Raw genomic sequence first — 22978 nt, 5'->3', positions numbered from 1 at the left:
GCCTAGTCATCCTAGGGTGCACCCATGACTACTGATGTGTTCGAGCCGCTGGGCGGTCTGGAAGGGGTCGGCTCGGCGGCGCGGGCGGCCCGCGACGCGGTCGACGTACTGCTCCGGGACCGCGGTCTGCGCCGGGTCGGTTCGGACATGACGGCCGAGGCGCTGCTGCGCGGTGCGCATGCCTCCGCCGCGCTGGCCGGCAGCACGGCGACGCCCGATGAGGTACGGCGGGGCGCTGCCGACGGACTGGCCTCCGGCGCGGTCCGGCTCACCGGTGAGCTGATGACGCTGGCGCCGCAGCTGGACAAGGCGCCGGTGCAGGTCTGGACCAGACTGCACCAGTTGGCCGCGGCCGATCTGGCCCCGCAAGACCAGTTGGGCCATCTCCGGACCAGTGCGGAACCGGTGCCCGACGACATCCCGGGGCTGCCGCCGGCGCCCGGTGCGGACGAGATGTGGGAGCGGTTGAGTCTGCTCGCCGAGAACCTCACCCGCCCAACCAAGGCACCCGGTCTGGTGGTCGCGGCGATCGTGCACGCCGAGCTCGCCGTCCTCCGCCCGTTCCCGATCGCGAACGGTCTGGTCGCCCGAGCCGCCGAACGCTGCCTGCTGGTTGCTCGCGGCATCGACCCGGTCGCGGTCACGGTTCCTGAGGGCGGTCACTATGTGTTGCGGGCGACCTATGCGTCCGGGCTCACCGACTACACAGCGCGAGGGCTGACCGGGGTTCGTGATTGGTTGCTGCGATCCTGTGAGGTCGTGACAAAAGGTGCCGAGCTCTCGCCGCTGGCCGCCGACCCGTCCTGACCGGCCCCGGAACGCGCGGACGGCGCCCTCCTGAGGAGAACGCCGTTCGCCGGCACGTCACCCTGGTTACCATGCGTGCACCGGTTTGCCGCCACAGGACTGAGCCTGGGTCGCGCTGCCCGTTTGGGATGGGCTGGTCGCCGCGTGGGTACCTGAGTTCCCGTGCAATCTCTACCGGGCCCAAAGGCCCTTACTTGATTCCTTTGTACTCCTGAAACCCCTTTCTGGGAAGGGGATACGGCCTGCTTCATCGAGTTGAGAAGAATGAAGTCCGCTTCAGCTTTCGGGGGTCCGGGACCGGCGGCGCGAGGCCAGCAGCAGGATGCCGGCCACGATCGCGGCAGTCACACCGGCGGTCAGTGCGGGGCGCCGTACGCCTTGGAACGCCGGGCGTTCACCGGGCTCGGCGAAGGTCAGGATCGGCCAGCCGCGCTCGACCGCGACCCGGCGCAGCGCCTTGTCGGGATTGACCGCGAACGGGTGCCCGACGGCGGCCAGCAGCGGCTCGTCGGTGATCGAATCCGAGTACGCGTAGCTGGCGGCGAGGTCGTAGCCCTCCGTCGCGGCCAGCGCCTGGATCGCGGTCGCCTTGTGCGGACCATAAGCATATTCGGCGATCTCGCCGGTGTACTTGCCGTCGGCAACGACCATCCGGGTGGCGATCACTTTGTCGGCGCCGAGCATCTCGCCGATCGGTTCCACCACCTCGGCACCGGACGAGGACACGATCACCACGTCCCGGCCGGCCGCGTGGTGCTGGTCGATCAGCTCGACGGCCTCGGTGTGGATCATCGGCCGGACCACGTGGTCGAGGGTCTCGGCGACGATCGCCTGCACTGTCGAGACGTCCCAGCCGGCGCACATCGCCGAGATGTACTCGCGCATCCGCTCCATCTGGTCGTGGTCCGCGCCGCCGAGCAGGTACACGAACTGGGCGTAGGCACTGCGGAGCACCGTCCGGCGGTTGATCAGGCCGCCGGCGTAGAACGGTCGCGAGAACGCGAGCGTGCTCGAGCGGGCCAGAATGGTCTTGTCCAGATCGAAGAATGCGGCCGATCGGGCCGTCCCCGGGTGCGCCATGCAGTCGAGGATAGGCACCGTGAAGAAACGCCGGGGGACCCGGGCTTTTGTGTGGGCCGGTATCCCGTTAGACTGGTGGGCAGTGTGACAGTGACACTGGCTGGAAGCGCCCGATCGGGTGCGACCGGCGCTCGGGCGACACGTCATCAGTCGAAATCGAACTGAAATGTGTGAAGCCCGATCTTGGGGGGTACATTCCCCCTGACAGTGGCAGACTGTCGCCTCCTGAACGGCCCCCGGCTCCTCCCCCCGAGCCCGTGGCCGAAGACGGCCCCCGGTCACCCCCCCGCCGGGGGCCGTCGCCTTTCCCGGGGCAGGTTCCCCGCTGCCGGTCCAGCCAGGTAACTGTAAAGATTCTCGCTTTTCTGCGTGTGGGAGCGTTCTCACTTTATGCAGGGTCTTGACAATGTAATTGCGCGGTCACAGGTTGTAAGGCATGACACCGCCTGCACACCGCCCCCAGGCAGCGGTCCTCATCAGCCTGCTCGCTGTGGTCATGGCCTTCCTGGTCCCCGCCGGCTCCGCGTCGGCCGCCGCGAATCTCGTCACGAACGCCGGCTTCGAGTCCGGCACGCTCTCCGGCTGGTCGTGCCCGGCCGGCAGTGTCACGTCCTCCGCCCCGCACTCGGGTTCGTACGCCCTCCAGGCGACCCCGAGCGGCAGTGACATCGCCCGCTGTTCGCAGTCGATACCGGTCCGGCCCAATACGGCGTACACGCTGTCCGCGTGGGTGAAAGGCTCGAACGTCTACCTCGGTGTGGACGGTGGTCCGTCGACGTGGACCACCAGCTCCGGGTGGAGTCAGCTGACCGTGCCGTTCACCACCGGGTCCTCCGCGACCTCGGTGACGATCTATGTCCACAGCTGGTACGCGCTCCCGGCGTACCAGGTCGACGACGTCGTCCTCGACGGTCCGGGTGGAGCGCCCGACACCACGCCGCCTTCGACGCCGGGCGGGCTGTCCGTCAGTGGCCCGACCTCGAACTCGTTGACGCTGAGTTGGTCCGCCGCGTCCGACGACAGTGGTATCGACCACTATGACGTCGTACGCGATGCCGGATCCGCGCAGAACGTCGGCAACGTGACCACGTGGACCGCGACCGGCCTGAGTGCGGAGACGACGTACTCGTTCAAGGTGCGGGCATGCGACCCGAGCGGCAACTGCTCGCCTTACGGTCCGGCCGTGTCCGGTACGACGTCCGGCGGTGACACGAACCCGCCCGTGGGCAGCCTGCCCGCGCACGTGCTCACCGGGTACTGGCAGAACTTCAACAACGGCGCAACGGTGCAGAAGATCTCCGACGTACCGGCGGCGTACGACCTGATCGCGGTCGCCTTCGCGGACGCTGACCCGTCCAAGCCGGGCGGCATCACGTTCACCTTGGACAGTGCCGGGCTGGGCGGATACACCGTCGCGCAGTTCAAGGCTGACATCGCCGCGAAGCAGGCAGCCGGCAAGAAGGTCATCCTGTCCGTCGGCGGACAGAACGGCACCATCTCGGTGGCGAACCCGACCGCGGCCGCGAACTTCGCGTCGAGCGCACTGTCCGTACTGCGCGAGTACGGCTTCGACGGGATCGACATCGACCTCGAGAACGGCGTCAACGCGCAGTACATGGGCCAGGCACTGCAGACCCTGCACAGCCAGTTCGGCAGCGGACTCGTCATCACGATGGCGCCGCAGACGATCGACATGCAGAGCACGTCGTTCGAGTACTTCAAGCTGGCGCTGGCGATCAAGGACATCCTGACGATCGTCAACGTGCAGTACTACAACTCCGGCTCGATGAACGGCTGCGACGGGCAGGTGTACTCGCAGGGCTCCGTCGACTTCATCACCGCACAGGCCTGCATCATGCTCCAGAACGGCCTGCGTCCGGACCAGGTCGGCCTGGGCCTGCCGGCGTCACCGAGTGCGGCCGGGAGCGGGTACGTGTCGCCGTCGGTCGTCAACAACGCGCTCGACTGCCTGACCAAGGGCACCGGGTGCGGCAACTACAAGCCGAGCACGCCCTGGCCGTCGCTGCGCGGTGCGATGACCTGGTCGACCAACTGGGACGCGTCGAACGGCAACCAGTTCGCGACCCAGGTCGGCGGCCACGTGCACTCATTGCCCTGATCATGCACGACTATCGACCGGCTCCGTTGCTGGAGGCGCTCGGTGTCTGCTCGGAGGACGAGCAGCTCTACCGGGCCCTTCTGGCTCGCCCGGAGTCCACAGCCACCGACCTGGCGTCGTACGTCGAGTGGCCGGCCAACCGCGTGGGCCGGCACCTCAAGTCGCTGTTGTCGCTCGGCCTGGCGTCCCGAACGCCAGGCCGTCCGGCCCGCTACCAGCCCGCCGTACCGGAGGCCGCGGTCGAGTTGCTCGCGCTGCGAAAGCAGGCCGCCATTGTGGAGGCCCGGCTGGGAGCTGCGGCGTTGACCGCCGAGTTTCGGCAGCCGGATGCCTTCACGGTGATCCGTGGTGCCGAGGCGATCGCGCAGCGGTTCTACCAGGCGCAGCAGTGCGCGCAGGAGGAGGTACTCGTCCTGGATCGGGTGCCGTACGTCGCGGACGCGTCAGACGTGGCGTATCGAGTGATTTACGACATGGCCTCGCTGTCTCAACCAGGTGATCTCGCTGCTGCGCGTTCGATGGGCGGTAGCCGGATGCTGCGCGACGTACCGCTGCAGTTGGTGGTCGTCGATCGCCGTACGGCGCTGTTGCCGACTGCTCCGGATGTGGTGGTGGAGCTCGGCCCGTCGCGGCTCCTGGACGCACTGCTCCGGCTCTTCGAACTGCTCTGGCAGCAGGCGAGTCCACTCGCGCCGTCGATGTCCGGTGCGGGACCGTTGTCGCCCGAGGATCAGCAACTGCTATGCCTGGCCGCTGCCGGGCTGACGGATCAGGCCATCGCCCGTCGCTTGGGAGTTGCGCAGCGCACGGTCGAGCGGCGAATGCAACGCATCCTGAAGGCCTTGGACGCCACCACGCGGTTCCAGGCCGGCCTGCGCGCGGGCCAGCAGGGTCTACTGGCCTAATCGGTGACGTCCGCCACCGTGGCGTTGAGAGCCTTGGTGAGTGCCCCGGCGTCGACGGTGATGCCGACGCCGTGGTCACCGCCGCCGATCGAGATCGTGCCGGTGATCCGCTCGTCCGCGATCACCGGCCAGGCATGCGTGCTGCCGAGCGGTGTGATCGTCCCGCGGACGTAGCCGGTCACGGCGAACGCGGTGTCCTTGTCGGGCATCGAGATCCGGTTCACCCCGAGCAGGGTGCGGAGTTTCGGCCAGGCGATCTCACGGTCGCCCGGGACCAGGACGAAACGGTAGTCGTCGTCGGACAATCGGACCACGATCGTCTTGATCAGCCGCGCCGGCTCGATCCCGCGTGCCGCCGCGGCTTCCTCCAACGAGTTCACCCGGCCGTGCCTGGTCACCTCGTAGGTAAGCCCCAACTGGTCCGCTGCATCGGTCGCCTTGGTCACCTGGCTAGTTTCGCACTCGGCTGGGAACGTTCCGGAGCAGCACCGCGAGGACCAGCGTGACGAGGAACAGTACGCCGGCCTCGCCCGCGACCCCGATCCAGTCCGCGCGGCTCCACGCCGTACCCGCGAGGCCGCCGAAGACCGAGGAGCCCAGGTAGAACGCGAACAGGTACATGCTCGAGGCCTGACCGGTTCCGACCCCACTCGCATGCGCCCGCGCCGGGACCCATCCGCTGGCCACGCCATGCACCGCGAAGAAGCCCGCGGTCATCACAGCCAGCCCCAGCACGATCAGCGGCAGCGGAGCGGCCAGCGTGATCGCTACGCCGGCCAGTGTGATCAGGCAGCCGATCGGAACAACGGTCCGCCGTCCGTAACGGTCGGCCAGCGTCCCCGCGGTCGCCGACCCGGCGGATCCGAGCAAGTAGACACAGAAGACCAGGCCCGCAGCGCCCGCGCTCAGGTGGTACGGCGTACTGGACAGGCGGAAGACAGCGCCGTTGTACACCGCGACGAACGCGCCGACTGCCGTTGCGGCGATCCCGTACAGGGCTAGCAGCGCAGGGTCCTTGAGTACTCGCAGCAAGTCGTGTGGACGGGCGGCGTTCGGTTGGAAGTTGCGTGAGGCCGGCAGCAGGAGCCAGACGATGGCTGCGCACAGTACGCCGACCACGGCGATCCCACCGGTGGCTACGCGCCATCCGCCGAGGTCGGACAGGCCACCCGCGATCAGGCGACCCGCCATGCCGCCGACCGCCGTACCGGCAATGTAGAGGCCGCTGGCGCGGGCGTGGCTGTCCTGATGCACCTCTTCCCGCAGATACGCCATGGCGACCGCCGGAAGCCCAGCCATCGCGATGCCCTGCAGACCGCGCAGTGCGAGCAGCAGATGCCAGGTCGGCGCGAATGCACTGGCCAGTGCGAAGATCGAGGTCGCCGCGACCGACCAGCGCATCAGGTTGGTCCGGCCGAGGACCTCGGACGCGGGACCGGCGACCAGCAGCGCCAGTCCGAGGCCGAAGGTCGCGAACGACACGCTGAATGCGCTCTGGTCGGGGGAGACCTGGAACGCGTCCACGAGCTCCGGCAGCAACGGCTGCGTGCTGTAGAGCAGGGCGAAGGTCGCCAGTCCGGCCGCGAACAGCGCGACGGACAGCTTGCGGTACTGCGGGTCGCCGGGGAGGTAACCGGGGTGGCGGGCGACGGACTGGTGCATGCCTTCGACGGTCGCACCAATGTTCTGATACGTAAAATGTGGATATCGACGCGAACCGATACGATTTCGGCATGCATGTCGAGGATCTGCGCTGGTTCGTCGTCCTCGCGGCGACCGAACACTTGACCGAGGCGGCTGCCGCGTTGGGCACGAGTCAGCCGAATCTGTCCCGATCGCTGCAGCGGGTCGAGCGGGCGTTCGGAGTGCCGTTGTTCGAGCGCGAGCGTCGCGGCGTACGGCTGAATCCGTACGGGCGGCTCGTCCTGGAGGCAGCGCGGGCAAGTACTGCGGCGGTCGACACCACGCGGCGCCGGATCGACGCGCTGCTGGATCCCGAGTCCGGGACCGTGCGGCTGGCCTTCCTGCATTCGGTCGCGACCAGCCTGATGCCTGACCTGCTGAAGGCGTTCCGGGCGGTGGCGCCGCAGGTCCAGTTCCAGTTGCGGCAGGAGCCTGCGCACGACATCGTCCAGGACCTGGAGACGGGCGAGGCCGAGATTGCGATCGTCTCGCCGCGGCCTGACCCGGAGCGGTACGGCTGGCACCTGCTCGAGCGGCAGCGGCTCTGCCTGCACGTCCCGCCCGGCCACCCACTGGCGTCCCGGCATCGGGTCGAGTTGGAGTCGGCGCGGGACGAGGCCTTCGTCGGGCTGCAGCCGGGGTTCGGGTTCCGGGGCGTGACCGAGCGGCTGTGCCGTGCGGCCGGGTTCACCCCGCAGTTGGCCTTCGAGGCGACCGACCTGGCGACGATCGACAGTCTGGTCGGGGCCGGGCTCGGTGTGGCGATCCTCCCGGCGGGTGCGGTTCGCGGGACCGAGAGCGGTGCGGTGTCGGTTCCGTTGGCCGGCGTCCGGGCGCGGCGTGAGATCGGAATGTCGTGGCGATCGAGCACGCCGTTGACGCCCGCGGCCGAGCGGTTCCGGACGTTCGTGCGGTCACGCCCGGTGACGTCGAGCTGAACGGCCGACTTGCGCAGGGTTCGTTCGTTTTTCCGGTGTCGACTTGCAGAGAGAGGGCTTTCCCACGCACTCTTACGTGCGTGAGGAAGCGTCTGGGGTCGTTTCGGCCGAGTCGGCGGCTGCTGTTCGCAGCCGGGACCGCGGCAGCTGCATCGACGGTGGCTGCCAGTGGCGCCGAGGCCGCTCCGGGCGGGCCGCAGGCCAAAGCTGCCACGGCGTTCTCGCTCGGCGCGTACGGTTCCGGTGTGCTGGGCGCCTGGGAGCGCCAGGCGCGGGCGATCTCGCCGGAGGTGCAGATCCGCCGTACCCGTGAGACCGACGGCATCTTCATGTTCGGCGACAGCATCGGCGTTCAGGACGGCCCTGCCCTCGCCCAGCAGCTCGCCCAGCTGGGCATCACCATCGCCGTCCACAACTGGGCGGGCCGACCGGTGACGCCGGCGGTGGACGCGCTCGAGGCCTGGGCGCAGGAGTTCGGCCTGCCGCACCGGATCCTGATGTCGGTCGGTTCCAACGACATCTTCACGCCGCCGGCAGTCGAGGCGCAGGTCGATCGGACCATGGAGATCGTCGGCGAGGAGCGGACCGTCTACTGGGTCAACGTGCAGGCGGCCCGAACCGCGCACGGCCCGGACGTCAAGGTCGCCGACCAGCGCAACAGCGCCTGGATCAACCTGCAGCTCGCGGACGCGCAGCGGCGCTACGACAACTTGCGCATCGTGCGCTGGGCCGAGCACCTGGCCTCCAGCCCGAACCGCCTGTCCCGCCTGCTCCGCGACGGCCTGCACCCGTCGGTCCCGATGGGACAGCGGGCCCGCAACAGCCTGATCATCGACGCGATCAAAGCGGGCTGAGTGCGGTCCTGACGACCGCACCCAGCCCTGAGGTGTTGCTCAGAATCCTGCGGTGATGCTCAGAAGCCCGCGGTGATGCGGGTGAAGTCCCAGTCGGCCTGGGCGATGCCGCTGCAGTTCGACACCACGCCGCCGCCGGGGCAACCGCGGTCGCGGTTGACCGACCAGAACGCGAGCCGGCTGAGTCCGTTGCTCTTCGCCCAGTTGGTGATGTTCTGCCAGGTCTGGGTGGTGGTCAGCTCCTGCTGGTCGGACAGGCCGTTCATCCCGGAGATGCCCTGGTGGGCGTAGGCCTCCGCGGTCGACCAGCCGAAGACCGACTTCAGCTTGTTGTTCAGGCCCTGGGACGCGCCGACTGTGTCGTTGTAGATGTTCGAGCTGCCGAAGTCGAACGGCATCAGCGTGAAGATGTCGATGTTCGCGTTCAGCGCCTTCGACCGCTCGATCAGGCGGTTGCCCCAGTAGTTCGGCCCGGTCGTCGACGTACCGAAGGTGAGGATCGTGGTGATGCCGGGGTTGTTCTGCTTGACGATCTTCAGCGCGTTCAGGATCCGGTCCTGGACCACCTCGTTCTCGAACTCGTCGGAGTTCTCGATGTCGACGTCGATCGCCTTCAGGTTGTAGGCGTTGATCACCTGCTGGTAGGCGCCCGCCAGCGCCTCGGGCGTACTGCAGTTCGGGCCGAGCTTGTTCCCGCTCCAGCCGCCGATCGACGGCACGATGTCACCGCCCGCGGCGCGGATCTGGGCGATCGCGTTCGCGTCGGCGCTGCCCTGCAGCGGCCGGCTGCCGTCCCAGGCGGGGTTGCAGCCGCCCGACGACAGGATGAACGCCATCGTGAACCACTTGATGCCGGTCGCGTTCATCACGGTGGCCGGGTTCGGCGGGTCGCCCCAGCCCATGTAGAGGTACGGCGCGGCCTGCTTGGTGCCGGTGTTGCCGCCGCCGGTGCCGGTCTTGACCGAGATCGATCCGCTCTTCGGACCTTCACCGGCGCTGTTCGACGCGCTGACCTGGTAGGTGTACGTCGTGTTCGCGGCCAGTCCGGAGTCCGTGTACGACGTACCAGTCGGGTTGCCGACCTTCGTACCGTTGCGGTAGACGTTGTAGCTGGTTGCTCCGGACGCGGCCGACCACGTGAGGTTCACCGACGACGCGGTCGACGTACCGGCCAGGCCGGTTGGTGCGCCGGGCACGGTGCCGCCACCTCCGCCTGAGCAGGACCCGCCGTTCAGACGACAGGCGGCGAGACCGGGGAAGTTGCCCGGGCTGCCGTTGAAGCCGAAGGTGACCGACGCGCCGGGAGCGAGCGGACTGGCCCAGTTGGGCGGTGTGAAGGTGTGCGTCTGCCCGCTGCTGGTGTGGTTGGCGTCCCAGGTCGAGCTGACGGTGTAGCCGGACGGGAAGTCGAGGGCGACGCTCCAGGTGCTGAGCGAGCTGGTGGTGCCGTTCGTAACGGTCACCTTCCCCTCGAACCCGCTGCCCCAGTCGGACACCTTGGTGAAGCTGGCGGTGACACCTGCTGCGTTGGCTGCTTGTGCAGTCAGGAGGGCGACGACGACAGCGACTGCGGCCGCTATCGCCAGAGAGATGCGTTTCATGATGCTCCGATCAGTGGGCGGTACGTGATCAGACCCGTCCCCAGAGCGCGGGGACGTTCGGTGGCTCCCAGCCGGTCAGGGAGGTGTGGCTCTGGATGCACCTGTAGGTGAGCCCGCCGTACGTCACGAGCGCGCCGGTCGCGTACGCCGTGTTGGGCGCCCACGGGGTCGCCGTACCGGGCGGAGTGGTCGGCGGTGTGGTCGGCGGAGTGGTCGGCGGAGTGGTCGGCGGTGTGGTGGGCGGTGTGGTAGGCGGAGTGGTCGGGGGTGTCGTCGGAGGGGTTGTGGGCGGCGTTGTGGGCGGCGTGGTGGGTTGGCCGCTGCAGTCGGTGGTTTCGGCGTCGACTGCGTTGACGACGTGGTTGAAGAGGGTGACGCTCGGGTCCAGTGCCTCGAGGGAGTACATCATCGCGCCGGCCAGGCCGTTGCAGTGCTGGTAATCGGCCTTCGCCTTGATCGACTGGGCGTTGTCACCGGACCAGAACGTGCCGTTGCTGTAGAACCACGACGACTTCGTGGCCTCGTCGAAGTACGTCGACGACGGGTTGTCGACGAACCCGACGAGCTCCTTGTAGAACGAGACACCCGGCACATTGCCACTGAGCGCATGCCCGTCGGCCGGTCCGGTGGCTGGCTGGTACTTCCCGTTCGCCGTGGCCGGAACGCCCTTCCATCCCCTGTAGTAGAACGGATACCCGATCGTCAGCTTGTTCGCCGGGAACCCACCCGGGATGCCGTACGCCGGATCGCCGGTGGTCCATGCTTGCACTGCCGAGTCGACCGAGTACTTGCTCTGACCCGGCGGAATCGGGTCACTCGGGTCGTCCGCTGCCGTGTACAACGGATCCTGGAAGTTCGTCGGGCCGGTGGCCTCCCAGCCACCGTGCATGTCGTACGTCATCACGTTGTTGTAGTCGAGGTACTGCCCGATCTTGTCGGTCTCGATCGTGGCGATCTTGTCCTGGCCGGCCGGCGTCGCGGCGGTCAGGTAGTACCTCTTGCCGGTCTGCGCGCCGTAGGCGTCGAGCTGCGCGCGGAACTCGGCCAGCAGCAGCGTGAAGTTCTGCTTGTCGGCCGGGCTGTAGTGGTTGCCGACGTGACCGTTCGGCGAACCCGGGTACTCCCAGTCGATGTCGATCCCGTCGAAGATGCCGGCCGCCGTACCGAGACCGCCGAATCCGTCGATCACCGGCAGGTCACCCTTGAGGAACATGTTCACGCACGAGCTCACGAAGGTCTTGCGCTTGGCGTCGGTGGCGGCCGCGTCGGAGAAGTACTTGCTGTACGTCCAGCCGCCGATCGAGATCAGGATCTTCAGGTTCGGGTACTGCGCCTTGAGCTTCTTGAGCTGGTTGAAGTTGCCCTGGATCGGCTGGTTCCACACGTCGCCGACACCGTCGACGCTGATGTCTGCGCCGTACGACTTGCCGTAGTCGGCGAAGGCGTCCCCCGCGCCGTCGCCGGCGTTCGGGTTGTTCTCGTCTTGCGACGCGGCCTTGTTGGCCATGAAGCAGGTGTGGTCGGTCGGGTGGATGCTCGCGAACGCGTAGTTCAGGAAGTCGAGCTTCGCGGCGGCGCCGGTGCTGACCAGGTTCTTGGGATAGAACGCGTTGGCGTAGATCCCCCACTGGGTGAAGTACGCCGTCTTGACGCCTCCGCCGACCGCTTGTGGCGCCGCGGTGGCTGCGTCGGCGGTCGTGTCCGGGGTGGCGAGGGAGACGCCGGCGGCGGTGATCAAGGCGGTGGCCGCGACCGTGGCCGTCGCGGCGAGTGTGCGCAATCGACTCATCAGGTTCCTCCGGAGCGATGGGACGGAAGCGGTCCGGGTGGCATTAGAGAAAGACGCTTCGAAAGGTACCGTAACCGCTACCGGCGGATTGGTCGCGGGCTCGTCGTGGCGGGTTCCCGCTGCTGACGGAAACCCGACAGCCCTTTGTCCACAGGGATCCGGTCGCGTTCCCGGCAGCGACCCGGCAACGGCATGTTCTAGGTATGGACACGAACCCACCCACCGCATCGGTGCTCCTGGCAACTAATGACGAGGCGTTGCTCGACGACCTGCTCCGGCTGGCCGCGGCCGCGTCCGTGACCCCACTGGTCGAGCCGCATCTGCAGGGTCTGCGGCGCAGCTGGCACGCCTGTTCCTTGGTCGTCGTCGGCCGCGACCTGGCCCAGCCGCTCGCGCGCGTTCACCCCACGCAGCGTCCCGGCGTGATCGTCGTGGGGTCGGCGACCGATGGCGACGACCTCTACCGCTGCGCCTTCGACGTCGGCGCCGATGCCGTCTGCCGACTGCCCGACGACGAGCCGCTGCTGGCGGGTAAGTTGTCCGACGCTTTGGACGGTGTCTCGCGCACCGCCGTCACCCTCGCCTTCGTCGGTGGCTGTGGGGGAGCAGGGGCAACGACGCTGGCGTCGGCGGTTGCCGTTCTCGGGAATCGCCGCGGCCTCCGCACGATGCTCGTCGACGGCGATCCCTTGGGCGGTGGGATCGAGCTGGCCCTCGGAATCGAGCGTTCGCCGGGCGACCGCTGGCCCAAACTCATCAATGCCTCAGGGCGAATCAGTGCCGCCGCGCTCCGCTCCGCACTCCCGTCGGTCGACGGCCTGTCGGTGCTGTCCTGGGATCGCTCGGACGTCACCGTTCTGCCACCCGACACGATGAGTTCCGTCATCAGCGCTGCCCAACGCAGCGCTGATCTGGTGGTCCTCGACCTGCCCCGCCGCCCGGACCCGACCGTCGAGGAAGGGTTCATCCGCGCCACTGCCACGCTGCTGGTGGTCCCCGGCGACGTCCGCTCGCTGGCCGCCGCCAAACGCCTGGCAGGTCCGCTCCGCTCGGTCGCCGGCGACCTGCGGGTAATCCCGCGTGCCGCGCAGGCAGCGATCGCACCCGCCGATGTGGCCACCTATCTGAATTTGCCTTTGGCAACGACTCTCGCTCTGGATCGATCCCTGCCCGCCGCCATCAACGAAGGCCATTTCCCGCTGACTCCCCGGAGCTCGCTGACCCGCACGGCCAACGAGGTCCTCGACCTCTTCACGAATCCGCACCTGGCAACTGTCGAACCCGCGAACCTCACGAGGCAGGCGTTCACATGACCACGACCGCCGTTCCGGCCGATCTCCTCGACCGCGTCCGCAGCACGCTCGCCCTCACCGGCGTCGAGCCGTCACCAGCCCACGTAGCAGCAGCCCTCCGCGCCGACGGTACGGTCTGCGGCGACTCCATGGTCCTCGCCGTGGTCACCGCCCTCCGCCGAGAAGCCTTGGGAGCCGGGCCGCTGGACAGTCTGCTCGCCGAGCCGGGCGTCACCGACATCCTCGTCAACGGCCCCGACGAGGTCTACATCGACCGCGGCCACGGCCTCGAGTTCGTCGCCATCCGCACCGGCGACGAGTCCGCGATCCGCCGCCTCGCCACCCGCCTCGCCGCGGCAGCGGGGCGCCGGCTCGACGACTCCACGCCGTACGTCGACGCGCGGCTCGCCGACGGCACCCGCTTCCACGCCGTCCTCGCCCCGATCGCAGCCCCGGGCACCTGCCTGTCCCTCCGGGTCCCGTCCCGCAAGGTCTTCACCCTCGACGACCTCGTCACCGCCGGCGCTCTGCCACCCGCCGGCGTCGCGATTCTCCACGACCTCCTCGAGTCCCGCCTGGCCTTCCTCATCAGCGGCGGCACCGGCACCGGCAAGACCACACTGCTGAATTCCCTGCTCTCCTTGGTCAATCCCGCCGAACGCATCGTCCTGGTCGAGGACGCCAACGAGCTCCGCCCCGACCACCCGCACGTGGTTCGTCTGGAGGCCCGACCACCCAACATCGAAGGCTCCGGCGAGATCTCCCTGCGCGACCTCGTCCGTCAAGCCCTCCGCATGCGCCCCGACCGCCTCGTCGTCGGCGAAGTGCGGGGCGCCGAAGTCGTGGATCTCCTCACCGCACTGAACACCGGCCACGAAGGCGGCTGCGGCACCATCCACGCCAACTCAGCCGCCGACGTCCCCGCCCGCCTCGAGGCTCTGGGTGCCCTGGCCGGCCTCACGCCAACCGCAGTCCACAGCCAAGCCGCCAGCGCTGTCCACGCCGTCATCCACCTGACCCGCACCCCCGCCGGCCACCGCCGCATCGCCGAAATCCACACCCTCACCAAACCCTCCAACGCCCCGTTGACCACCCACCCCGCCGTCACCTTCCACCCCGACAACACTCAAACTCTCCACCCCACCGCCGGCATCTTCACCAAACCCCACGCACCAACCACCCACCCCACAACTACCGCCCCGACAACCACCCGCCTGGCGCCTGCCGCCCCCACACCTACGACCCGCCTATCGCCTGCCGTGCCGCCGACCGCCCCTGCTGGCGCGGCATGAACTCAGCGCTCCTCGCGGCCCTGCTGAGCCTCATCGCCTGCACCCTCGCCGTCCCACCCCGCTCACCTGGCCTCCACCGCCTGACCACCCGCGCTGCCGAACGTCCTCAACCCACCACGGAAGGAGTCGCAACCACCCCGCCCCACGTCCCACGCCCGAGCCGCCACCCCCGAACCCGCCTCTCCCGAACCTGGCTCTTCATCCCCGCAACGGCCGTAGCCACAGCCGCCCTAGGTCCGCAAGCTCTCGTCTCGACCCTCGCCATCGCCGCCGTGCTGGCGCTGATCGCCCACCAACGCACGATCCACCGCCGCCAGCAACTCATCGCAGCCCGCCGCGCGAACATCGTCGAAGCCCTGGACGTACTGGCCGCCGACCTCACGGCGGGGCGCCCACCCATCGCAGCCCTGGAAGGTGCGGCGTCCATCAGCCCCGACTTCGCCCCCATCCACGCCGCAGCCAAACTCGGCGCCGACGTCCCCACCGCCCTCGCCCGAGCCGCGACCACCCCCGGCACCGCCGGCCTCCGCGCACTGGCAGCCGCCTGGCGCGTCACCGAAGAGTCCGGAGCCGCCTTCGCCACCCTCACCGAACGCCTCGCCGACTCCCTCCGAGCCGACGAATCCATCCACCGCCAAACCCAATCCAGCCTCGCCGGTGCCCGCTCCACCGCCCGAATCCTCGCCACTCTCCCAGCCTTCGGTATCACCATCGGCTACTTCCTCGGAGCCGACCCACTCACCTTCCTCACCACCACCCCACCCGGCTGGCTCTGCCTAACCACAGGCCTAGCGCTGACAGCAGCCGGCCTCCAGTGGACCACCCGCCTGTCCAGCGCCCGCACTCCATCTGTCCGCACTGACCCGCACATGGGACTCGCATGCTCCACACGTTCACAGCCGCCTTAGCAGTTGCCCTCAGCACCTATCTCCTGTTGCCCCCGCGCCCAGGCCTCCGACGCCTCACTCCACTCAAGCCCCGAGCCCGCCCCGAACTCCCACGCGCCCACCGCCTGGCCGCCACGGGCACCGGACTGGGTGCACTCGCGCTCCTCGGTCTCCCCTGGGGATTGATCCCCGTCGTCATCGCGTACTTCGCCATCCCGAAAGCCCTGGCCCGCTTGGAACCGGCCGGCACCAGACAACGACGCGCCCGGATCGCGCGCGATCTCCCACTCGCGATCGACCTGCTGACCGCGTGCCTCAAATCAGGCCGCCCACCTCAACAAGCACTGAAGCTCGTAGCCGACGCTCTGCCAGGTCCACTCGCCGACATCTTCACCAAGATCGCCCACCACCTGGCCCTGGGCGCCGACCCCACCACTGCCTGGGCTCACCTACGCACAGAGCCGTCCTGCGCCCCCATGGCGAGAGCGATCTCCCGCTCCCTGCGCTCCGGCGCCCCACTCTCCAAGACCCTCGAACACCTCGCCGACGAAACCCGCCGCGCCCACCACCACGCCGCAGACCAACAAGCCCGATCCGCAGAGTCCCGGGCCACCCTCCCAGTCGGCCTCTGCTTCCTCCCAGCCTTCGTCCTGCTCTCGATCGTCCCCACGATCGCCGATGCCCTGATCCCCAGCCTGCTCCGTCCCTGACGTTCATCCACAACCCAAAACCCGTTGCCACAAAGGCGATCCGACAACGGCACCTTTACCAACAACACCCCGAGCATCAGCGCCGAACCCCGCAGGAGAGCCCCCATGTCAATGCCGCCAACCACGATCAGTTCCCCTCACCCCACCGCAACCCCAAGCCTGTCCACCAACACACCCGAGTTCCCGACGTTCCACCCATCAGCAGTCGATCTCCCAGCCGGTGACGGCCCCGCCGGCGACCGCCGTGTCCTTGCCCGCCGCCCCCTCGGTGGACTCGCCCTTGGAAGAGCAGGCGTCCGCCGGCTACGCGCCAAGGCACTGCGCCCCCTTCGCATGCGCAGCCTCCAGGCCAACTCCGACCGAGGAGCCATCACCGCCGAGTACGCCGTCATCATCGTCGGCGCCTGTGGTTTCGGCGGCATACTCGTTGCGCTGCTGAGATCCTCGGGAATGTCGGAGATGCTCAAGAAGCTCATCAACTACGGCTTGTCCCTTGCGGGCGTGGAGGGCGTACAAATCTGACCGCCGGAGCCCTCCCGCCGTCGTCCCCGACAGCCCGGTCCGTCGTCCCGTTCCGGCGACCGCTGAACCGGCGGCCGGTCGATGCCCCTTCCTCGGCCGGCCGCCACTCCAAGGAGCCTGATGTTCAACCACCTCATGCGCCCCACCCCATCCGCCTCCAGACCCAGCGCCGCAAGGAGGAAGAACCGCGAGCGTGGCGCCGTCACCGCTGAGCTGGCGCTGGCGCTTCCGGTGCTGGTTTCGTTTCTGCTCCTCGGCGTCTGGTCCATCGGACTGGTCGTCCTGAACATCCGCTGCATCGATGCCGCGCGTGACGTCGCCCGGGCGGTCGCACGCGGAGAGTCCCCCGAGCAAGCCAAGGCGCTCGGTCATCGCACCGTGCCGACAGGGACGATCGACATCAAGCGCAACGCATCGGACATCACAGTCACGGTCACGGCCGCACCTGCCGACGGCCCACCGTTGCTCAGCGCCATCACACCGGCACGCCTCAAGGCGACGGCCACCCTCCAAGCCGAACCGGAGACCTCATGACCCGTTCCGAACGAGGCAGCGCCACACTCCACAGCCTCTTCGCCGCCGTCCTGATCCTGACGGCGCTGACCGCAGCCATCCTGTGGTCCGCAATCTCCACTGCGCGCCACAAGCTCGCCGCCGCGGCCGACCTGACCGCCCTCAGCGCCGCCCGGTTCCTGACCGATCCGCCCGCCGCCACTACCGGGCCGAACCCAACGCCGTGTGCGGCAGCGGTTCGGGTAGCCGTGCTGAACGACGTGCAACTCACGGAGTGTGCGATCTCTGCCGGCTCAGTGACTGTCGAGGTGTCGGTCTCGCTCGACCTCCGCGTGGCACGCCCAACGCTGACCGCGGCCGCACGAGCCGGTCCCGTCTGACGGAGCTCGTCCGATCGCCGAGGCGAGTCCTGGAGTGGTCGCGATCTGGTCGCAATCTGGTAGAGATGCCGCGTTGATGTGGACGGCTTGCGGCAGGGCGCTCCATGATCGGGAACCGAGTACTGCTCATGTTCCCGGACGTACTTCCCCGGCGCCCGGACGCTGACCTCGGAGGCTCGCTTGCCCGACCCGATTCGGCTGCTGCTGGTTGACGACCAGATCCTCAGCCGAGGCTTGCTTCGTAGCGGTCTGGAGCGTGAGCGCGATCTGGAGATCGTTGCCGAGCTCAACCGATCCGACGACGTCGTCGGTGCCGCGAAGAAGTACCGGGCGAACGTTGCGCTGCTCGACGCGGCCGGTCCGGGCAAGGACAGCATCACCGTCACCACCAAGTTGCGTACGTCGATGCCGGAGTGCCGAGTCGTGATGCTGACGACGTACGGACGGCCGGTCCATACGCGACGCGGACTGGACGCGGGCGCCAAAGGCATCGCGCTGAAGAACACGCCTGCTCCGCAGTTGGCGGACGCCGTGCGCCGGGTGCACCTCGGACTCCGCGTGGTCGACGCGAACCTCGCGGCCGAGAACCTCCGCTACTCCGAGACCCCGCTCGACTCCGACGAGACAGACACCCTCCGCGCCGCGCGCGACGGCGGCTCGATCGCGCGGATCGCCCAGAAGCTCGACGTGTCCGAGCGCGTCGTCCGTACCCGCCTCTGGTCGGCGATCGGCAAAACCGGCGCCCACACCCGCTCCGACGCACTACAAATAGCCGAACGCAACGGCTGGCTCCTCGACTGACCACCTCTGTGCGACCGGCGCCCGCTGCTTCCTCGGTCGCCGCGACCAGCCTGGGGTAGGGCTCCACCACGGCTAGCCACAGCCGCACGCGCGACGGTGGTAGGGCGGGTACCGCGGCGATGACTCGTGGTCGGCCTGTGCGGTGCGCATGCGTACGGGCAGACTGGGGTGGTGGACGAGCCGCGGAGCCGGGTGGTGGTTGTTGATGGCGCGAATGTGGTGGGGTCGCGGCCGGACGGGTGGTGGCGGGATCGGGTAGGGGCAGCTCGGAGGCTGCTGACTCGGCTTGCGGTTTGGCAGGAGCAATCGCCGGACACGGACGTGGTTGTCGTCCTTGAGGGGGCGGCTTGCCGGGCGGTGTCGGGGAACGGTGCGCCGGAGACCGGTCGGGTTCGGGTGGTGCTTGCGGCGGGGTCCGGAGACGACACGATCGTGAGTGTGACCGCGGAGGTCGTTGGTCAAGCCCATCAGCGTGAGGTCACCGTGGTCACCGCCGATCGCGGCCTGCGGGACCGCGTGGAGCCGCTCGGCGCGAAGACCATCGGGCCGCGATGGCTCCTGGAACAACTGGACGCACTGGCTGAGTAAGCCGGGGCCATGCCTGGTTCCTCTTGGCCGCGGCCGAGCGCTTGAACTACTGGCTAGGTGCAGGTGGAGAGGATCTGACCGGTGTGGGTTATCAGGAGGTGGGGGCCGGGGGTGGCCGGGAGGTGGGTCTGGGCGTTGCGGACCGGGTGGCGGGTGCCGTCGGGGGAGAGGGCGAGGGTGTTGGGGGCGTCCAGGGCGATGAGCTCGTCGTCGGCTCGGACGAGGACGGGGGCGGTGTAGGACCAGGAGAGGGCGGTTCGGCCGGCGGCCAGGGCTTCGAGGGTGGCTGCGGGCAGTTCGTCGGGACCTTCGGCGGTGGCGTCGACCGCGATCCAGGTGGTGGGGGAGCCGGGCGGCATGAAGGACGTCGGGTTGTGCCAGTCGCTGCCGCCGATGGGGGTGGTGCCTTCGAGGCCCCAGGCCTCCCACCACGCGACCGGACCACCCCAGGTGTGATCGAGCCAGGACGAGTGCCAGATTTCGGCGAGCGGTGGGTGTTCGGGGAGCGGGTGGCGCCAGGAGCAGTCGCCGCCGAGCGGGTGGTTGATCGAGAGCAGGCCGCCGCGGCGTGCGACTTCGGAGACCCAGGTGGCGGCGGGTCGGCGAAAGTCGATCGGGCCGATCTCGCCGAAGGCGTTCGCGTGGCCGGTGTCGGTGGTGACTTCCTGGCCGGGAATGAGGCCGATGCCGAAGCGCTTGCTGAGACCTGGGAGTTCGGGGTGATGAGCAACAGTGTTGTGGTCGGTGACGGCGAGTACGTCGAGGCCGGCCGAGACACCGAGACCGGCGAGGTTGGCGATCGGGGTGGAACCGTCGGAGTGGAGCGAGTGGGCGTGGAAGTCGCCGGCGATCCATTTCAGGCCGGACGCGGCGGGGAGGGTACGGCGTGGTGGGCGCGGAGGTGCAGTGATCGCGGCTGACGCGTCGACGTACTCGGAGAGACCGGGGATGGTGTCGACCGTGCCGGTGACTGCTTCGACGAGGAGCTCGACACCTTCGACCGGGAGGCGGTGGAGGCCGAGGACCACCCACCAGGTGCCGGGTTCGAGGGGGCCGGGAACGTAGCCGGGGGTTGCCGCGTCGGGGGTGATCGCGAACGTACGGCGCGCGCCGCCGGACCACCCGCGCCAGCCGGACGCGCCTTCGCAGCCGATGTCGATGACGGCGCCCTCGACCGGTGGGACGGTGAGGGTGACGAGGAGGCCGGGGCAGTCGGCCGGGACGTCGACGGGGAGTGAGTGCCAGACCGACTCGGCGCGGTCGTCGAGAGTCCAGCGTCGACGGTACGACGTGACGGCCATCAGACGATCTCCCTGCTGTTGGTTGAACTGCTGCGAGGACGGCCGAACGAAAGGTTCAACGCGCGGCCGAGCGAGCTGCTGCTGATCCCGCCGGATGGACCGGCAGCCGACCGGCCTGACGGACGGCCGGCTGCGGACGAACCCCAGGTCACGCGCACCGCGGGTGGGTCACGCGACGGGGGTGGGCTGGGAGGTGATGAGTTCGCCGGTGTGGTCGGTGTAGAGGAGGACTCGGGTGGCGGGGGCGGTCAGCGAGACCGGGGTGCCGGGGGTTGGTTCGGTCTCTTCGGGGACCGTTACGCCGATCAGGGTGCCGGCGCAGTCGACGGTGACGAGCGACTGGGTGCCGAGGTTCTCGGCGACCACAACCTCGCCGCGGAGGGCCGGGCCGGCGACATCGCCGGTCGAGAGCGTCAGGTACTCGGGCCGGATGCCGACCGTGACCGAGGCGTCCGCCGGGACCGAGAAAGTCGCTGCAGGCAACGAACCGCCGGCCACGGCGACCGAGCCGATGGACGCGTCGGAGCCGTTCGAACTGGGCGAACCCAGGACCTTCCCCGGGAGGAGGTTCATCGGCGTCGACCCGATGAAGTTCGCCACGAAGGTGTTGGCGGGCCGGGCGAACACCTCACGCGGCGACCCCAGTTGGCGGAGCTTTCCGTTCTCCATCACAGCGATCCGGTCGGCCAGAGCGAGTGCCTCGGCCTGGTCGTGGGTGACGAAGACCGTGGTGATGCCCAGATCGCGCTGCAGCTTCTTCAGGAAGGTGCGGGCCTCGAGCCGCAGCCGCGCGTCCAGGTTCGACAGGGGCTCGTCGAGCAGCAGCACTTTGCCCTCGGAGGCGATCGCACGCGCCAGCGCAACCCGCTGCTGCTGACCACCGGACAACTGACCGGGCTTGCGTTCGAGCAGGCCCGCCAGCGAGAGCTCGGCGGCCGTCCGCGTAGCCGTCTCAGTACGGGTGGCCGGTGCTACCCGTCGTACCTTCAACGGGTAGGTGATGTTCTCGGCGACGCTCATGTGCGGGAAGAGCGCGTAGTCCTGGAAGACCATCGCGACGCCGCGCTTGCCGGGCTCGGTCCGGGTCACATCGGCGGCGTCGATCCGGATCGTGCCTTCGGACGCGGACTCCAGACCGGCGATCGTCCGCAGCAGCGTGGTCTTGCCGCAGCCGGACGGACCGAGCAGGGCGAAGAACTCGCCGTCGGCCACGTGCAGGTCCAGCCCGTCGACGGCGCGGACGCCGTTCGGGTAGACGGTTGCGAGGCCTTCGATGTCGATGCCCGCCATCAGCTCTTGATCCCTCCGTGGAAGCGGAACCCGTAACGCGAGTTCACCAGCAGGTACAGCACGACGACCGGGATCGAGAACAACAGCGAGAAGACCGGCAGCACCTGCAGGTTCACGCTGCCACCTTCGTCGGTGAGGGTCTGCATCAGCACCGCACCGGGCTGCTTCTCGATCGACCGGATGAGCAGGAAGGGCACCAGGAAGTTGCCCCAGGAGTTGACGAACGCCCAGACCAGGATCGTGGCCAGGCCGGGCCGCGCGACCGGGAGTACGACGTCCCGCAGGATCTGGCCGGTGGAGGCGCCAAAGACCCGCGCGGACTCCTCGTACGACTTCGGGACCGCGTCGACGAAGTCCTTCAGGATGAAGATCGCCGCCGGCAGCAGACCGCCGGTCATCACCAGGGCGACACCGAACCGGGAGTCGATCAGCCCGAGCTGGAACATCATCACGAAGATCGGCACCATCGCCGCCGTCCCGGTGACCACCGAGGACAACAGCAGCAGTCCGTAGAGCAGCCCGTCCCGGCCGGGGATCCGGACCCGGGACAACGCGTACGACGCCAACGCGGCGAACGCGGTCACCGCCACCGCGGTCGTTACGCAGATCAGCAGCGAGTTGACCATCGAATGCATCGCATACGGGTGGTCGAGCGTCTTCCGGACGTTCTCCAGCGTCCAGTCCGGCCAGTGCACGCCCAGCCCCGGCGAGGCGTCGAAGGGCGCGGACGCGATCCACAGCATCGGGACGGCGAAGAACAGTGTGATCGCGCAGATCAGGACGTAGAACCCGATCCGCCGGACGACGTAAGCAGGGGTCGCCGGCAACGAACGCGAGCTCATGCGCGCCTCCTGAGCAGCCGCAGGTACACCAGCGAGACCAGCAGGTTCGCGATCAGCAGCAGGAACGAGATGGCCGACGAGTACCCGAGCTCACCGCCCTGCAGCGCGACGTTGTAGATGTACACCGGCACCGTCTCGGACTCGTGGTTCGGCCCGCCTTTGGTGAGCAGGAACGGCGAGAAGTCGTTGGCCGTCCACAGCGAGATCAGCAGCGTGTTGGTGAGGACATGGCCGCGGATGTGCGGAAAGACCACGTCCCGCAACGTCTGCCAGCCCGAGGCGCCGACCATCCGCGCGGACTCCAGCTGCGACGGTGGTACGGCCTGCAGTGCGGACGAGTAGAGCATCATCGAGAACGCCGTACCGCGCCAGGTGTTGAACACGACGAGACAGGCCATCGGGTAGTCGATCAGCCAGGCTGTGCCCGGCGTACCGAGGATGCCGTTCAGCGTGCCGCCGTCGCGGTCGAAGAACGCGACCCACAGGTACGCGACCACCGTCGACGGCAGGATCCACGCCAGCAGCGTGAGCCCTTCGACGGTACGGCGGACCGCCGGACGGGTGCGCCGCAGGATCCAGGCCAGCGCGAAACCGAGGAAGTTCTGCCCGATGATCGCCGAGCCGAGGACGAACAGCATCGTCAGCCACAACGCGTTGTGAAACAGCGCGTCGTTCAGGGCCTTGGTGTAGTTCGACCTGGCTGATCCTGCTGGCGCTGACGCTGATCAGCGTGCTGCTGTTCGCGGAGCGTGGGGCGTACGACGCGATTGTGGACGGCAGCGCC

Annotated in this window: 23 protein-coding genes; 14 read left to right on the top strand and 9 right to left on the bottom strand. The window is 68.6% G+C overall.

What is annotated here, in order from left to right:
- The first annotated feature begins 24 nt into the window (after positions 1-24).
- Entirely contained in the window at positions 25-807 is a 783-nt protein-coding gene (locus tag AB0B82_RS25920) for a cell filamentation protein Fic (protein ID WP_360173618.1), read from the top strand.
- A gap of 276 nt (positions 808-1083) precedes the next feature.
- Here the strand turns inward: AB0B82_RS25920 and AB0B82_RS25915 are convergent, their stop codons facing one another.
- The gene (locus AB0B82_RS25915) at positions 1084-1887 is read right to left on the bottom strand and encodes an HAD-IB family hydrolase (RefSeq protein ID WP_360173615.1); all 804 of its coding nucleotides are present in this window, start codon (positions 1885-1887) and stop codon (positions 1084-1086) included.
- Between the two features lie 436 nt (positions 1888-2323).
- Here AB0B82_RS25915 and AB0B82_RS25910 point away from each other — a divergent pair, with 436 nt between their 5' ends.
- Both AB0B82_RS25910 and AB0B82_RS25905 read left to right on the top strand, forming a co-directional pair.
- Complete coding sequence (locus tag AB0B82_RS25910) at positions 2324-4006, top strand: glycoside hydrolase family 18 protein (protein WP_360173612.1); 1683 nt, start codon at positions 2324-2326, stop codon at positions 4004-4006.
- Between the two features lie 2 nt (positions 4007-4008).
- Positions 4009-4911, top strand: coding sequence for a helix-turn-helix domain-containing protein (locus AB0B82_RS25905; protein WP_360173609.1), 903 nt, complete (start codon positions 4009-4011; stop codon positions 4909-4911).
- On the opposite strand, the gene AB0B82_RS25900 is transcribed toward AB0B82_RS25905, so the two are convergent.
- Positions 4908-5357, bottom strand: a complete 450-nt coding sequence (locus AB0B82_RS25900) for a YbaK/EbsC family protein (protein ID WP_360173606.1) — start codon at positions 5355-5357, stop codon at positions 4908-4910. The genes AB0B82_RS25905 and AB0B82_RS25900 overlap by 4 nt on opposite strands.
- Before the next feature lie 4 nt (positions 5358-5361).
- A complete protein-coding gene (locus AB0B82_RS25895; protein WP_360173603.1) occupies positions 5362-6573 on the bottom strand; it encodes an MFS transporter in 1212 nt (403 codons plus the stop codon).
- Between the two features lie 71 nt (positions 6574-6644).
- Here AB0B82_RS25895 and AB0B82_RS25890 point away from each other — a divergent pair, with 71 nt between their 5' ends.
- Both AB0B82_RS25890 and AB0B82_RS25885 read left to right on the top strand, forming a co-directional pair.
- Positions 6645-7532 carry a LysR family transcriptional regulator gene (locus AB0B82_RS25890; protein WP_360173600.1) on the top strand — a complete coding sequence of 296 codons (888 nt, stop codon included), beginning with the start codon at positions 6645-6647 and terminating at the stop codon, positions 7530-7532.
- 80 nt (positions 7533-7612) lie between these two features.
- Entirely contained in the window at positions 7613-8386 is a 774-nt protein-coding gene (locus AB0B82_RS25885) for a hypothetical protein (protein WP_360173597.1), read from the top strand.
- Between the two features lie 59 nt (positions 8387-8445).
- Here the strand turns inward: AB0B82_RS25885 and AB0B82_RS25880 are convergent, their stop codons facing one another.
- Both AB0B82_RS25880 and AB0B82_RS25875 read right to left on the bottom strand, forming a co-directional pair.
- On the bottom strand, positions 8446-9987 hold the full coding sequence (locus AB0B82_RS25880) for a cellulose binding domain-containing protein (protein WP_360173594.1): 1542 nt from the start codon (positions 9985-9987) through the stop codon (positions 8446-8448).
- Between the two features lie 28 nt (positions 9988-10015).
- Positions 10016-11776 (bottom strand): glycosyl hydrolase family 18 protein, encoded by a 1761-nt coding sequence (locus tag AB0B82_RS25875; protein ID WP_360173591.1) that lies wholly within the window; start codon positions 11774-11776, stop codon positions 10016-10018.
- A gap of 203 nt (positions 11777-11979) precedes the next feature.
- On the opposite strand from AB0B82_RS25875, the gene ssd reads away from it, so the two are divergent.
- The 9 genes from ssd to AB0B82_RS25830 all read left to right on the top strand — a co-directional run bounded on the left by ssd (position 11980) and on the right by AB0B82_RS25830 (position 18761).
- Positions 11980-13089, top strand: a complete 1110-nt coding sequence (ssd, locus tag AB0B82_RS25870) for a septum site-determining protein Ssd (protein ID WP_360173588.1) — start codon at positions 11980-11982, stop codon at positions 13087-13089.
- Positions 13086-14360: a TadA family conjugal transfer-associated ATPase gene (locus AB0B82_RS25865; protein WP_360173585.1), complete on the top strand. Its 1275-nt coding sequence runs from the start codon at positions 13086-13088 to the stop codon at positions 14358-14360. The genes ssd and AB0B82_RS25865 overlap by 4 nt, the downstream gene beginning before the upstream one ends.
- A 272-nt stretch (positions 14361-14632) precedes the next feature.
- Positions 14633-15268: a type II secretion system F family protein gene (locus AB0B82_RS25860; RefSeq protein ID WP_360173583.1), complete on the top strand. Its 636-nt coding sequence runs from the start codon at positions 14633-14635 to the stop codon at positions 15266-15268.
- Between the two features lie 161 nt (positions 15269-15429).
- Positions 15430-15957, top strand: coding sequence for a type II secretion system F family protein (locus AB0B82_RS25855; RefSeq protein ID WP_360173580.1), 528 nt, complete (start codon positions 15430-15432; stop codon positions 15955-15957).
- Positions 15958-16290: 333 nt separating this feature from the next.
- Positions 16291-16479, top strand: a complete 189-nt coding sequence (locus AB0B82_RS25850; protein ID WP_360173577.1) for a DUF4244 domain-containing protein — start codon at positions 16291-16293, stop codon at positions 16477-16479.
- Positions 16480-16599: 120 nt separating this feature from the next.
- Positions 16600-17013 carry a TadE family type IV pilus minor pilin gene (locus AB0B82_RS25845; protein WP_360173574.1) on the top strand — a complete coding sequence of 138 codons (414 nt, stop codon included), beginning with the start codon at positions 16600-16602 and terminating at the stop codon, positions 17011-17013.
- Positions 17010-17372, top strand: coding sequence for an Rv3654c family TadE-like protein (locus AB0B82_RS25840; RefSeq protein WP_360173571.1), 363 nt, complete (start codon positions 17010-17012; stop codon positions 17370-17372). The genes AB0B82_RS25845 and AB0B82_RS25840 overlap by 4 nt, the downstream gene beginning before the upstream one ends.
- Before the next feature lie 180 nt (positions 17373-17552).
- Complete coding sequence (locus tag AB0B82_RS25835) at positions 17553-18173, top strand: response regulator transcription factor (protein WP_360173569.1); 621 nt, start codon at positions 17553-17555, stop codon at positions 18171-18173.
- A gap of 126 nt (positions 18174-18299) precedes the next feature.
- Positions 18300-18761, top strand: a complete 462-nt coding sequence (locus AB0B82_RS25830) for an NYN domain-containing protein (RefSeq protein WP_360173566.1) — start codon at positions 18300-18302, stop codon at positions 18759-18761.
- A 53-nt stretch (positions 18762-18814) separates the two neighbouring features.
- Here AB0B82_RS25830 and AB0B82_RS25825 read toward each other — a convergent pair whose 3' ends face one another.
- From AB0B82_RS25825 to AB0B82_RS25810, 4 genes are all read right to left on the bottom strand, one after another.
- Entirely contained in the window at positions 18815-20062 is a 1248-nt protein-coding gene (locus AB0B82_RS25825) for a CehA/McbA family metallohydrolase (RefSeq protein WP_360173563.1), read from the bottom strand.
- Between the two features lie 168 nt (positions 20063-20230).
- A complete protein-coding gene (locus AB0B82_RS25820; protein WP_360173560.1) occupies positions 20231-21352 on the bottom strand; it encodes an ABC transporter ATP-binding protein in 1122 nt (373 codons plus the stop codon).
- Entirely contained in the window at positions 21352-22194 is an 843-nt protein-coding gene (locus AB0B82_RS25815; protein WP_360173557.1) for a carbohydrate ABC transporter permease, read from the bottom strand. The genes AB0B82_RS25820 and AB0B82_RS25815 overlap by 1 nt, the downstream gene beginning before the upstream one ends.
- Complete coding sequence (locus tag AB0B82_RS25810; protein WP_360173554.1) at positions 22191-22832, bottom strand: sugar ABC transporter permease; 642 nt, start codon at positions 22830-22832, stop codon at positions 22191-22193. The genes AB0B82_RS25815 and AB0B82_RS25810 overlap by 4 nt, the downstream gene beginning before the upstream one ends.
- Positions 22833-22978: the final 146 nt, after the last annotated feature.

Source organism: Kribbella sp. NPDC048915 (genome assembly GCF_040649595.1).
Lineage (GTDB): Bacteria > Actinomycetota > Actinomycetes > Propionibacteriales > Kribbellaceae > Kribbella.
This window is presented reverse-complemented; position numbering and strand designations above follow the sequence as displayed.

Bases quoted from the DNA above. Each gene is read 5' to 3' on its own strand.
- AB0B82_RS25920 (WP_360173618.1), top strand. From the start codon at position 25: ATGACTACTGATGTGTTCGAGCCGCTGGGCGGTCTGGAAGGGGTCGGC.
- AB0B82_RS25915 (WP_360173615.1), bottom strand. From the start codon at position 1,887: ATGGCGCACCCGGGGACGGCCCGATCGGCCGCATTCTTCGATCTGGAC.
- AB0B82_RS25910 (WP_360173612.1), top strand. From the start codon at position 2,324: ATGACACCGCCTGCACACCGCCCCCAGGCAGCGGTCCTCATCAGCCTG.
- AB0B82_RS25905 (WP_360173609.1), top strand. From the start codon at position 4,009: ATGCACGACTATCGACCGGCTCCGTTGCTGGAGGCGCTCGGTGTCTGC.
- AB0B82_RS25895 (WP_360173603.1), bottom strand. From the start codon at position 6,573: ATGCACCAGTCCGTCGCCCGCCACCCCGGTTACCTCCCCGGCGACCCG.
- AB0B82_RS25890 (WP_360173600.1), top strand. From the start codon at position 6,645: ATGCATGTCGAGGATCTGCGCTGGTTCGTCGTCCTCGCGGCGACCGAA.
- AB0B82_RS25880 (WP_360173594.1), bottom strand. From the start codon at position 9,987: ATGAAACGCATCTCTCTGGCGATAGCGGCCGCAGTCGCTGTCGTCGTC.
- AB0B82_RS25875 (WP_360173591.1), bottom strand. From the start codon at position 11,776: ATGAGTCGATTGCGCACACTCGCCGCGACGGCCACGGTCGCGGCCACC.
- ssd (WP_360173588.1), top strand. From the start codon at position 11,980: ATGGACACGAACCCACCCACCGCATCGGTGCTCCTGGCAACTAATGAC.
- AB0B82_RS25865 (WP_360173585.1), top strand. From the start codon at position 13,086: ATGACCACGACCGCCGTTCCGGCCGATCTCCTCGACCGCGTCCGCAGC.
- AB0B82_RS25850 (WP_360173577.1), top strand. From the start codon at position 16,291: ATGCGCAGCCTCCAGGCCAACTCCGACCGAGGAGCCATCACCGCCGAG.
- AB0B82_RS25845 (WP_360173574.1), top strand. From the start codon at position 16,600: ATGTTCAACCACCTCATGCGCCCCACCCCATCCGCCTCCAGACCCAGC.
- AB0B82_RS25840 (WP_360173571.1), top strand. From the start codon at position 17,010: ATGACCCGTTCCGAACGAGGCAGCGCCACACTCCACAGCCTCTTCGCC.
- AB0B82_RS25825 (WP_360173563.1), bottom strand. From the start codon at position 20,062: ATGGCCGTCACGTCGTACCGTCGACGCTGGACTCTCGACGACCGCGCC.
- AB0B82_RS25820 (WP_360173560.1), bottom strand. From the start codon at position 21,352: ATGGCGGGCATCGACATCGAAGGCCTCGCAACCGTCTACCCGAACGGC.
- AB0B82_RS25815 (WP_360173557.1), bottom strand. From the start codon at position 22,194: ATGAGCTCGCGTTCGTTGCCGGCGACCCCTGCTTACGTCGTCCGGCGG.
- AB0B82_RS25810 (WP_360173554.1), bottom strand. From the start codon at position 22,832: ATGCTGTTCGTCCTCGGCTCGGCGATCATCGGGCAGAACTTCCTCGGT.